The following is an 11588-nucleotide window of genomic DNA, read 5'->3' as shown; positions in this document are numbered from 1 at the left end:
CTCCGTCATCGCGCACGCTGCGCGATCGTACGAACCGCATGCCGCGCTTAGACGGGCAAGTCCCGCGCCTGGATCAGAAACACATTGTCGTCGCCGGCACTGGTCGGCAGCCACACCAGATCGAGGCCGCCGAAGGCCGCTTCCACGTGCTCGCGCTCATTGCCGATTTCGACGACGAGTACGCCTTCGTCGGTCAGCCAGTTGCGCGCGTCGGCGATGATCCGGCGCACGATGTCCATGCCGTCCGCGCCGCCCGCGAGCGCCATCTCCGGCTCGTGTTGGTACTCGGCCGGCAGCTGCTGCATCGACATCGCGTTCACATACGGCGGATTGCTGATGATCACGTCGTAGCGGCGCTCGGCGAGCGGCGCATACAGATCGCCCTCGAACAGCGCGACACGGTCGTCGAGATGGTAATCAGCCACGTTGCGCGTCGCGACTTCCAGCGCGGGCCCGGACAGATCGACCGCGTCGATGTCCGCGTTCGGGAATGCGTGCGCGGCGAGAATCGCGAGGCAGCCGGAGCCGGTGCACAACTCCAGCACCGCGCCGACCTGTTCCGGATCGTCGACATACGGTTGCAGGCCGTCCTGCAGCAGCTCGCCGATGAACGAGCGCGGCACGATCACGCGTTCGTCGACGTGGAAGCGAAAGCCGTGCATCCACGCTTCCTGGGTGATGTAGGCGGCCGGCACGCGTTCGGCGGCGCGCCGTTCGATTACCCGCAACACGGCGTCGATTTCGGCTGAGGTCAGGCGCGCGTCGAGGAACGGCTCGAGCAGATCGAGCGGCAGATGCAGCGTGTGCAGCACCAGGTAGGCAGCTTCGTCGTACGCATTGGCCGAGCCGTGACCGAACGACAGCTTGGCTTCGTTGAAGCGCGACACCGCGAAACGCAGCAGGTCGCGGACGGTGGAAAACGGAAGCGTCATTGCAAATAGTCCCCGCTCAGGCGATCAGTTGTTCGAGCACACGGCGATACACGTTTTTCAACGGCTCGATGTGCGCGACTTCGATATGTTCGTCGATCTTGTGAATGCTGGCGTTCAGCGGGCCGAACTCGATCACCTGCTCGCAGATGCGCGCGATGAAGCGGCCGTCGGACGTGCCGCCAGTGGTAGACAGCTCGGTGTCTACATCGGTTTCGTCCTTGATCGCCCTCGCGAGCGCGTTCGACAGCTCGCCGCGCGGCGTCAGGAACGGCAGGCCGCTCACCGTCCATTGCAGATCGTATTCGAGACCGTGTTTGTCGAGGATCGCATGCACGCGCTGTTGCAGACCTTCGACGGTGCTGGCCGTCGAGAAGCGGAAGTTGAACATCACGTCCGCATGACCGGGGATCACGTTGGTCGCACCGGCGCCGCTATGAAGGTTCGACACCTGCCAGGTGGTCGGCGGGAAATATTCGTTGCCGTCGTCCCAGCGCTCGGCCACCAGTTCGGCCAGCGCCGGCGCGAGCAGATGCACCGGATTCTTCGCCAGATGCGGATAGGCGATATGCCCCTGCACGCCCTTGACGATCAGCTTGCCCGACATCGAACCGCGCCGGCCGTTCTTGACCATGTCGCCGAAACGCTGGCTGGAGGTCGGCTCGCCGACGATGCAGTAGTCGAGCCGTTCGCGGCGCGCCTGCAGCGCTTCGACCACCTTGACGGTGCCATCGGTCGCTGGGCCTTCCTCGTCGCTCGTAATCAGAAACGCGATCGAACCGCGGTGTGCCGGATGCGCGGCGACGAATTCCTCGCTCGCCACGACGAAGCCCGCGATCGATGCCTTCATATCGGCCGCGCCGCGACCGTACAGCTTGCCGTCGCGATGGGTCGGCTCGAACGGCGCCGATTGCCATTGTTCGAGCGGACCGGTCGGCACCACATCGGTGTGGCCGGCGAACGCGAGCAGCTTGCCGCGCGTACCGTCGACGCCGCGCTTGACGGCCCACAGGTTGGTCACGCCGTTGGATTCGATCGTCTCGTGCTCGAAGCCGAGCGCGGCCAGGCGCTCGATCAGAAGACGCTGGCAATGCTGGTCGTCGGGCGTGACGGAAGCGCGCGCGATCAGTTGTTCGGTAAGGGCGAGGGTGCCGGACATGGATTCAGTACAAGCCACTTTGAAATGAAAAAATGCCGGCTGGCGGTGAAGTACCGCAGCCGGCAACAGCGTTTGATGCACGCGGCGAGGCCGCGTTGACTAAAAAATCATGCAAACAGCGCCGCGTAGTCATCCGCGGAAAAACCGAGCGACTTCACGCGACCGTTGACCACCAGCACCGGCCGCTTGATCACCGAAGGCTTGTGGATCATCAGCGCGATCGCGCCAGGCTGCGTTTCGGCGGCCGCCTTCATGTCGTCGGACAGCGCGCGCCACGTGGTGCCGCGGCGGTTCAGCAGCGCGTCGAGCTTCACGTCCTTCAGCCAGTCCTGCACGAGCGGCTCGGTCACGCCGGCCTTCTTGAAGTCGTGAAATTCGAACTCGACGCCGTGTTCTTCCAGCCACACACGCGCTTTCTTCACGGTGTCGCAATTCGGAATGCCGTAGACGACGGTTTTGGTGCCGCGCGCCATCAGTCGCCTCGCAGCAGCTCGTTCAGGCCGACCTTCGCGCGCGTCTTCGCGTCGACCTTCTTGACGATCACCGCGCAGTACAGGCTGTGCGTGCCGTCCTTCGACGGCAGATTGCCCGCCACCACCACCGAGCCAGCCGGAATGCGGCCATAGCTGACTTCGCCGGTTTCGCGGTCGTAAATCTTGGTGCTCTGGCCCAGGTACACGCCCATCGAGATCACCGAGTTTTCCTCGACGATCACACCTTCCACCACTTCCGAGCGCGCGCCGATAAAGCAGTTGTCTTCGATGATGACCGGGTTCGCCTGCAGCGGCTCCAGCACGCCGCCGATGCCCACGCCACCCGACAGGTGCACGTTCTTGCCGATCTGCGCGCACGAGCCGACGGTGGCCCACGTGTCGACCATCGTGCCTTCGTCGACGTATGCGCCGATGTTGGTGTACGACGGCATCAGCACGACGTTCTTTGCGATGAACGAACCGCGACGCGCGATCGCGGGCGGCACGACGCGGAAGCCGCCGGCGGCGAAGTCTTCAGCGGTGTAGTTCGCGAACTTCGACGGCACCTTGTCGTAGAACTGGCTGTAGCCGCCTGCCGGCATCGGAGCGTTGTCTTCGAGACGGAACGACAGCAGCACGGCCTTCTTCAGCCACTGGTTGACGACCCAGTCGCCGTCCTTCTTTTCGGCGACGCGCAAAACGCCTTTATCGAGTTGCTCGATCGCGTGGGCGACGGCCTCGCGCACTTCGGCCGGCGCGGCCTTCGGCGACAGGTCGGCGCGGTTGTCCCAGGCGGTGTCGATGATGCTCTGAAGTTGTTGCGACATATGCGTGATTTTCTGAAGAGTTGAAGTCTGAAGAAGGGGAGGCGGTGCTCAGGCGGCCCGACGGCCTAGCGCTGCAGCGAGCGGCAAAAATCGACGATTCGCTGCGCGCCTTGCGTGCATTCGTCGACATCGGCGACGAGCGCGAGACGCACGAAATCGCGGCCGGGGTTCACGCCGTGCGCGGTGCGCGCGAGGAACGAGCCCGGCAGAACCGTCACATTATAGTCGGCGTACAGACGCTGGGCGAACTCGGTATCGGAGAGGCCGGTGCGCGCGACGTTCGCCCACAGATAGAACGCGGCGTCCGGCAGACGCACGTCGAGCACGTCGGCGAGCATCGGCGTCACGGTCGTGAATTTTTGCAGGTATTTCGCGCGGTTTTCGCGCACGTGCGTTTCGTCGTTCCACGCGGCGATGCTCGCGCTCTGGAACACCGTCGACAGCGCGGTGCCGTGGTACGTGCGGTACAGCAAAAAGGCCTTGAGGATCGCGGCGTCGCCGGCGACGAAACCCGAGCGCATACCGGGCACGTTCGAGCGCTTCGACAGGCTGGAGAGCATCACGAGCCGCTCGAAACCGCGGCCGAGCTTGTGCGCCGCTTCGAGGCCGCCGAGCGGCGGATTGGCTTCGTCGAAATAGATTTCCGAGTAGCACTCGTCCGACGCGATCACGAAGCCGTAGCGATCCGACAGCGCGAACAGTTCGCGCCAGTCGTCGAGCGTCAGCACCGCGCCGGTCGGGTTGCCCGGCGAGCACACGTAGAGCAGCTGGGTGCGGGCCCATACGTCGGCGGGCACCGCCGAATAGTCGCACGCGAAGTTGCGCGCCGGGTCGCTGTTGACGAAGTACGGCTGCGCGCCGCCGAGCAGCGCCGCGCCTTCGTAGATTTGGTAGAACGGGTTCGGACAGAGTACGATCGCAGGCTGATTGTTAGCCTTATCGTCAGCTTTATCGCTGGCATCGCGGCGCGGGTTCAGCACCGTCTGCGCGAGCGCGAACAGCGCCTCGCGCGAACCCGCCACCGGCAGCACCTGAGTGAGCGGATCGAGCGGCGGCAGGTTGTAGCGCTGCGCGACCCATTTCGCGATCGACTCGCGCAGCGGCGCCGAACCGAGCGTGGCCGGATACGCGGCGAGGCCGCCGAGCGAATCGATGACGGCGTCGCGGATCAGTTGCGGAGTTGGATGTTTCGGCTCGCCGATGCCGAAGCTGATATGCGTGAGGCCGGCCGGCGGCGTGACGTCCTTGAAAAGCACGCGCAGCTTTTCGAACGGATAGGGCTGAAGGGTGTCGAGTAGCGGATTCACGGACGAAGTAGCCTGATCGGATGAACGCGGACGGATACGGGAAAACCGGGTGCGCGCGTCAGCGGGCGCGCGGCGCATGAAACGGCATCTCAGGCGCGCGGCGGGCCAGCCGGCAGCGGCGGCGAACGGACGATTATAGCGTGGCGCGTCTGACGCGCGGCGACCCGCTGGCAACGCGAGCGCGCGGCGTAAAAGGCTTGCGGGCCTCGCTCAAAACAGGCGGTGCGTTGGCATAGGCCGCGGCAGAAACGAAGCGAACCGCGCGCGGTTCGCGCAAAGAGACATGCAGGAGCAGGAATGTACGCAGCAATTCCGCACGGACGCGGACGAAACTGGCCCGACCACGCGGCGCTCGCTGGCGCCCATGCGACGCGAGCGAGCACGCCGGGCGCAAGCATGACCCGCGCACCCGGCGACGCGCCGTATGGAGCGCTCCCCGCAAAGGCCGGCCGAGCCGGTCAGGCGCCGAAGCCTACCCGCCGGAGCCGCTTCCCATGAGCACATGGCTTCGCAACGGCTGGCCGACGCTCGCGATCATGCTGGGCGCGTCGGTATGGGGGATGGTCTGGTATCCGCTGCGTATGCTGGCTGCGCTCGGCGTGACCGGCACGGCGGCCAGCGCGCTGACGAGCGGCGCCGGCTGCCTGTTCGTGCTGCTGGTGCGGCGCCACGCGCTGAAGACCGTGCGCTGGCACTGGCTGCTGCCGGCACTCGCGCTCGCCGCGGGCATCACGAATCTCGGCTTCGTGTGGGGGGCCATCCACGGCCAGGTGATGCGCGTGCTGCTGCTGTTCTATCTGACGCCCGCATGGACCGCGCTGTTTGCGCATTTCATCCTGCACGAGCGGCTCACGTGGTCGGGCGCGGCGCTCGCCGCGCTGTCGCTTGCCGGCGCGGTGACGATGTTGTGGTCGCCGCAACTCGGCATTCCGATGCCCGGCAGTCTGGCCGAATGGGCGGGTCTCGCGGGCGGCATGGGCTTTGCGATGAGCAACGTGCTGATCCTGAAAACGAGCCGGGTTCTGCCGGACATGAAACCCGAAATGCGCACCGCGACGATCTTCGGCGGCGCGGCGTTGTTCAGCGCGCTCGCGGCGCTGCTCGAACCGATGCCCGCGCCGCCCACCGGCGCGCATCTCGGCACCGCGGCGTTGCTGGTGCTCGGCCTCGGGCTGCTGCTCGCATCGAACAACATGCTGGTGCAGTACGGTCTTTCGCGCGTGCCGGCCAATCGCGCGTCGATCATCATGCTGTTCGAACTCGTCGTGACTGCGCTTTCCGCGTGGCTGTTCGCGGGCGAGATGCCGGGGCCGCGCGAATGGGCCGGCGGCGCGTGCATCGTGCTCGCCTCGGCGTTATCGAGCTGGGTCCATCGCACGAAGACGGCCCCGCCCGATCCGGCGATCGACGGCACTAACGCATGCGACGAGCCCTCCGCGGACGATGACGGGCACCCCCGCCACGACGATCGCGACGACCACCGTAAGGGCGGTAAGAATCGCTCACGCGCGATGGTATGATTCCCCCTCATTAGCCGGCGCGTGCGTGTAAGTGCCTGTTCGAGCGATGCCTGAATGGCCACTGAACGGTCACTGAGCGGTAGCTTGAACGGTAAGCGGGCAGGACCCGGGCGCGTGCAGCCGGTGCCCGAATTGCGAAGGTTCGCGAGGTTGCGTGGGACCGTCCCGCTACGGCGGTGAACGACTGGCGCCACCTCGCGAGCCACCTATCATTCTTTCTCAAACAGCGAAATCGCCGTGCGTCTGACCTCGATCAAACTCGCTGGCTTCAAATCCTTCGTCGATCCCACGCATTTCCAGGTCCCCGGCCAACTGGTCGGTGTCGTCGGACCGAACGGGTGCGGCAAATCCAACATTATCGATGCGGTGCGCTGGGTGCTCGGCGAATCGCGCGCGTCGGAATTGCGCGGCGAGTCGATGCAGGACGTGATCTTCAACGGCTCGACCGCCCGCAAACCCGGCAGCCGTGCGAGCGTCGAACTCGTTTTCGACAACGCCGACGGCCGCGCCGCGGGCCAGTGGGGCCAGTATGCGGAGATCGCCGTCAAGCGCGTGCTGACGCGCGACGGCACGTCGAGCTACTACATCAACAATCTGCCGGCGCGTCGCCGCGACATCCAGGACATCTTCCTCGGCACCGGCCTCGGGCCGCGTGCCTACGCGATCATCGGTCAGGGCATGATCGCGCGCCTGATCGAGGCGAAGCCGGAAGAGCTGCGCGTGTTTCTCGAGGAAGCCGCCGGCGTGTCGAAGTACAAGGAACGCCGCCGCGAGACCGAGAACCGTCTGCACGACACGCGCGAGAACCTGACGCGGGTTGAGGACATCGTCCGCGAACTGGGTGCGAATCTCGAAAAGCTCGAAGCGCAGGCGATCGTCGCGACGCGCTATCGCGAGCTGCAGAGCGACGGCGAGGAAAAGCAGCGTCTGCTGTGGCTGCTGCGCAAGAACGAAGCGGGCGGCGAGCAGCAGCGCCAGCAGCGCGCGATCGAACAGGCGCAGATCGACCTCGAGGCGCAGACTGCGAAGCTGCGCGAAGTCGAACTGGAACTCGAAACGCTGCGGGTCGCCCATTACTCGGCGAGCGACGCGATGCAAGGCGCGCAAGGCGCGCTGTATGAAGCGAATGCGGAAGTAAGCCGGCTCGAAGCGGAGATCCGCTTCATCGTCGAATCGCGCAACCGGGTGCAAGCGCAGATCGCCGCGTTGACCGCGCAGCGCGAGCAATGGCAGTCGCAGGCCGCGAAGGCGCAGGACGATATCGCCGACGCCGAGGAACAACTGGCCGTCGCCGAAGAAAAGGCCGCGCTCGCCGAAGAAGACGCGGCCGCGAAGCACGACGCGCTGCCCGCGCTCGAGGCGCGCTGGCGCGACGCGCAGGCCGAGCTGAACACCGAGCGTGGCGGCATCGCGCAGACCGAGCAGGCGCTCAAGCTCGAAGCCGCGCATCAGCGCAATGCCGATCAGCAGTTGCAGCAATTGCAGCAGCGTCAGGAGCGGCTGAAGTCGGAAGAGGGCGGGCTGGATGCGCCCGATGAAGCGCAGCTCGAAGAGTTGCGCATGCAACTGGCCGAGCATGAGGAAATCCTGCACGACGCGCAGGCGCGGCTTGCCGATGCGCAGGAAACGCTGCCGCGTCTGGACGCCGAGCGCCGCGCCGCGCAGGAGCGCGTGCAGGCCGAAAGCGCGCAGATTCATCAGCTCGACGCGCGTCTTGCCGCATTGAAGCAGTTGCAGGAAAACGTGCAGACCGAGGGCAAGATCCAGCCGTGGCTCGACAAGCACGAACTGGGCAGCCTGCCGCGTCTGTGGAAGAAGCTGCATGTCGAGGCTGGCTGGGAAACCGCGCTCGAAGCAGTGCTGCGCGAGCGTCTTGCCGCGCTCGAAATATCGAATCTCGACTGGGTCAAGGCGTTCGCGACCGACGCGCCGCCGGCCAAGCTGGCGTTTTACGCGCCGCCGTCGGCGGGTCAGCCGGCGGCAGCCGCGCCGGGCACGCTCCGCTCGCTGCTGTCGCTCGTGCGCATCGAGGACGCAGGCATTCGCGCGGTGCTGAGCGACTGGCTCGGCCTGTCGTTCGTCGCCGACGATCTGCAGCAGGCGCTCGCGATGCGTTCGCAATTGCCGGAGGGCGGCGCGTTCGTCGTCAAGGCAGGCCATGTGGTGACGCGCGTCGGCGTGCAGTTGTACGCGGCCGATTCCGAACAGGCCGGCATGCTCGGGCGTCAGCAGGAAATCGAGAATCTCGGCCGCCAGGTGCGCGCGCAGGCGCTGCTCGCCGACGAGGCGAAGGCCACCGCGATCCGCGCCGAAGCCGCGCATACGCAAGCCGCACAAGCGCTCGCCGACGTGCGGCAGCAGGCCGAACGCGCAACCCAGCGCGTGCACGCATTGCAGATGGACGTGCTGAAGCTCACCCAGGCGCACGAACGTTATACGCAGCGCAGCACGCAGATTCGCGAAGAGCTTGAAGAAATCACCGCGCAGATCGACGAGCAGCGCGCGCTGCGAGCCGAATCGGAAGCGAACTTCGAGCGCCACGACGGTGAGCTGGCCGAGTTGCAGGCACGTTTCGAAGATCATCAGCTGGCATTCGAAGCGCTCGACGAGCAACTGACCAGTGCGCGCGGCGAAGCGCGCGATCTCGATCGCGCCGCCACCGACGCGCGCTTTGCCGCGCGCAACATGGCGAACCGTATCGACGAGCTGAAGCGCAGCATTCAGGTCGCGCACGAGCAGAGCGAACGCGTCGCCGGGTCTCTCGAAGACGCGCGCGCCGAACTCGAAACGATCAACGAGCAGACCGCGCACACCGGCTTGCAGGACGCGCTCGATATCCGCGCGGTCAAGGAAGAGGCACTGCGCGCGGCGCGCGTCGAACTCGACGATCTGACCGCGAAGCTGCGCGCGGCCGACGAAACCCGTCTCACCGCCGAGCGTGCGTTGCAGCCGCTGCGCGACCGTATCAACGAATTGCAACTGAAGGAGCAGGCCGCGCGTCTGAACGGCGAGCAGTTCATCGAGCAGCTCGCGGCGGCGGGCGTCGACGAGGCCGAACTGCAGGCCAAGCTCACGCCGGATATGAAGCCGTCGTATCTGCAAGGCGAAGTCACGCGTATCAACAACGCGATCATCGCGCTCGGCCCGGTCAACATGGCCGCGCTCGATGAGCTGAAGGCCGCGAGCGAGCGCAAGACTTTCCTCGACGCGCAATCGGCCGACCTGACCAGCGCGATCGAAACGCTCGAAGACGCGATCCGCAAGATCGACGCGGAAACGCGCACGCTGTTGCAAAGCACCTTCGACGAAGTGAACCGTCATTTCGGCGAGCTGTTCCCGCGTCTGTTCGGCGGCGGTCAGGCGAAGCTGATCATGACCGGCGACGAAATTCTCGACGCCGGCGTACAGGTGATGGCGCAGCCGCCGGGCAAGAAGAATTCGACGATTCACCTGCTGTCGGGCGGCGAAAAAGCGCTCACTGCAACCGCGCTGGTGTTCGCGATGTTCCAGCTGAATCCCGCGCCGTTCTGTCTGCTCGACGAAGTGGACGCGCCGCTCGACGACGCCAACACCGAGCGTTTCGCGAATCTGGTGCGGGCGATGTCGGACAAAACCCAGTTCCTGTTTATCTCGCACAACAAGATCGCGATGGAAATGGCGCAGCAACTGATCGGCGTGACGATGCAGGAGCAGGGCGTGTCGCGGATCGTCGCGGTCGACATGGAAACGGCCGCCGGTTTCGCCCAGAATATTGTTTAAGTTGAAGCCTTCGTAGGCGGGTGCGTTCAGCGCAGCGGCTTCGCATGAAGACCGCGCGATACCTGAACCGAACGCCGCGCCGCGCGAATAGAAGAATTGCTGATGGAGCATGCATGGACGAGTTGACACTCGGTTTGATCGGCGCTGGCGCCGTGGTGGTCGGCGGCGTGGTCGTGTACAACGCGTGGCAGGGCGCGAAGGTGCGCCGCAAGATGCCGCGGCCAATGCCGGCCGAGACCGCCGAGAGCTTTGCACGGGACGAGCATGAGGAGCAGAGCCCGTTCATCGAACCGGCCCGGCCCACGACGCGGCGCGAGCCGGCGGCGAGCGCGTCGGGCGCTGACGTGAGCGCGGATCCGACCGCTGCGCGTGTCGAGCCGACGTTCGGCGCGAGTGCGGCGCCGCTCGATACGCCGGCCGATATCCAGGCCGAAATGACCTCGCCGAACGGTTATCCGGCCGCCGATGCCACGGCCGAGGCCGAAGGTGGACATGACCACGCCGCGATGCAAGCCGGCGAGACGGAGCGGTCTGCCGAGGCGAGCGCGGCTAAACAGACACCAGCGCAGGCGCAGGCACAGGCGGCGCAGGATCGCGTCGAGCCGATTCTTCCCGCCGCCACGACGATTTCGTCGGCGCCGCCGGCGATCGTCGATCGTCGTATCGACTGCATCGTGCCGATCCGGTTGAATGGCGCGGTAGCCGGCGACAAGGTGATTCCGCTGGCGCAGCGTCTGCGCCGCGCGGGCAGCAAGCCGGTGCATATCGAAGGCAAGCCCGAAGGCGGCGGTGCGTGGGAACTGCTGCAGAACGGTGCGCGTTACGAGGAACTGCGCGCGGCCGCGCAACTGGCCAATCGCAGCGGCGCGCTGAACGAGCTCGAGTTTTCCGAGTTCGTCACCGGCGTTCAGCAGTTCGCCGACGCGCTCGACGCGGCGCCGGAATTTCCCGACATGCTGGAAACGGTCGCGATGGCGCGCGAGCTCGACGGCTTCGCCGCGCAGTGCGACGCGCAACTGTCGATCAACGTGCTGTCCGACGGCGCGCCGTGGTCGGCCAACTACGTGCAGGCGGTCGCGTCGCAAGACGGCCTGCTGCTGTCGCGCGACGGCACGCGCTTCGTCAAGCTCGACTCGCGCCAAAGTCCTGTGTTCATGCTGCAATTCGGCGACACCAATTTCCTGCGCGACGACCTTACGTATAAAGGCGGCGAGATGATCACGCTGGTGCTCGACGTACCGGTCGCCGACGAAGACATCCTGCCGTTCCGGCTGATGTGCGACTACGCGAAGTCGCTCGCGGAGCGTATCGGCGGGCGCGTGGTCGACGATGGCCGCCGGCCGTTGCCGGAAAGCGCGCTGCTGGCGATCGAAAAGCAGCTGATGACGCTGTACGCGAAGCTCGAACAGGCGGGGATTCCGGCGGGTTCGCCGGCTACGCGGCGCCTGTTCAGTCAATAAGGCTGCAGCAACGTTTTGGTGTTTGAGGACGGCCGCGCATCGTGCGGCCGTTTTCGTTTCTGGCGGCATCATTGATGCGTTGCGGTAGTCGAGTGCTCTTATCGGCGCGCGGCGATACGCAGCCGTTTCCCGCTGTGCAGCGCAGGGTTTTCGC

At 65.8% G+C, this 11588-nt stretch carries 8 protein-coding genes; 3 read left to right on the top strand and 5 right to left on the bottom strand.

Going from position 1 to position 11588, the window contains the following annotated elements:
* Window positions 1-47: 47 nt before the first annotated feature.
* The 5 genes from prmB to dapC form a co-directional block, all read right to left on the bottom strand.
* Complete coding sequence (gene prmB, locus L0U82_RS10640; protein ID WP_233830658.1) at window positions 48-932, bottom strand: 50S ribosomal protein L3 N(5)-glutamine methyltransferase; 885 nt, start codon at window positions 930-932, stop codon at window positions 48-50.
* 16 nt (window positions 933-948) lie between these two features.
* On the bottom strand, window positions 949-2088 hold the full coding sequence (dapE, locus tag L0U82_RS10635) for a succinyl-diaminopimelate desuccinylase (protein ID WP_233830656.1): 1140 nt from the start codon (window positions 2086-2088) through the stop codon (window positions 949-951).
* Between the two features lie 107 nt (window positions 2089-2195).
* Window positions 2196-2561, bottom strand: a complete 366-nt coding sequence (locus L0U82_RS10630) for an ArsC family reductase (protein WP_176124961.1) — start codon at window positions 2559-2561, stop codon at window positions 2196-2198.
* Entirely contained in the window at window positions 2561-3388 is an 828-nt protein-coding gene (gene dapD, locus L0U82_RS10625; protein WP_233830654.1) for a 2,3,4,5-tetrahydropyridine-2,6-dicarboxylate N-succinyltransferase, read from the bottom strand. The genes L0U82_RS10630 and dapD overlap by 1 nt, the downstream gene beginning before the upstream one ends.
* A gap of 65 nt (window positions 3389-3453) precedes the next feature.
* Entirely contained in the window at window positions 3454-4695 is a 1242-nt protein-coding gene (dapC, locus tag L0U82_RS10620) for a succinyldiaminopimelate transaminase (RefSeq protein WP_233830652.1), read from the bottom strand.
* Window positions 4696-5189: 494 nt separating this feature from the next.
* On the opposite strand from dapC, the gene L0U82_RS10615 reads away from it, so the two are divergent.
* The 3 genes from L0U82_RS10615 to L0U82_RS10605 all read left to right on the top strand — a co-directional run bounded on the left by L0U82_RS10615 (window position 5190) and on the right by L0U82_RS10605 (window position 11434).
* Window positions 5190-6215, top strand: a complete 1026-nt coding sequence (locus tag L0U82_RS10615) for a DMT family transporter (RefSeq protein ID WP_233830650.1) — start codon at window positions 5190-5192, stop codon at window positions 6213-6215.
* Window positions 6216-6452: 237 nt separating this feature from the next.
* Window positions 6453-9974 (top strand): chromosome segregation protein SMC, encoded by a 3522-nt coding sequence (gene smc, locus L0U82_RS10610; RefSeq protein WP_233830648.1) that lies wholly within the window; start codon window positions 6453-6455, stop codon window positions 9972-9974.
* A gap of 113 nt (window positions 9975-10087) precedes the next feature.
* Window positions 10088-11434 carry a cell division protein ZipA C-terminal FtsZ-binding domain-containing protein gene (locus L0U82_RS10605; RefSeq protein ID WP_233830646.1) on the top strand — a complete coding sequence of 449 codons (1347 nt, stop codon included), beginning with the start codon at window positions 10088-10090 and terminating at the stop codon, window positions 11432-11434.
* The last annotated feature ends 154 nt before the right edge of the window (window positions 11435-11588 follow it).

Origin of the sequence: Paraburkholderia sp. ZP32-5 (assembly GCF_021390495.1) — a bacterium.
In the GTDB taxonomy this organism is placed as follows: Bacteria; Pseudomonadota; Gammaproteobacteria; order Burkholderiales; family Burkholderiaceae; genus Paraburkholderia.
The sequence above is the reverse complement of the archived record's forward strand: the minus strand, read 5'-3'. Positions and strand labels throughout refer to the sequence as shown.

Bases quoted from the DNA above. Each gene is read 5' to 3' on its own strand.
- prmB (WP_233830658.1), bottom strand. From the start codon at position 932: ATGACGCTTCCGTTTTCCACCGTCCGCGACCTGCTGCGTTTCGCGGTG.
- dapE (WP_233830656.1), bottom strand. From the start codon at position 2,088: ATGTCCGGCACCCTCGCCCTTACCGAACAACTGATCGCGCGCGCTTCC.
- L0U82_RS10630 (WP_176124961.1), bottom strand. From the start codon at position 2,561: ATGGCGCGCGGCACCAAAACCGTCGTCTACGGCATTCCGAATTGCGAC.
- dapD (WP_233830654.1), bottom strand. From the start codon at position 3,388: ATGTCGCAACAACTTCAGAGCATCATCGACACCGCCTGGGACAACCGC.
- L0U82_RS10615 (WP_233830650.1), top strand. From the start codon at position 5,190: ATGAGCACATGGCTTCGCAACGGCTGGCCGACGCTCGCGATCATGCTG.
- L0U82_RS10605 (WP_233830646.1), top strand. From the start codon at position 10,088: ATGGACGAGTTGACACTCGGTTTGATCGGCGCTGGCGCCGTGGTGGTC.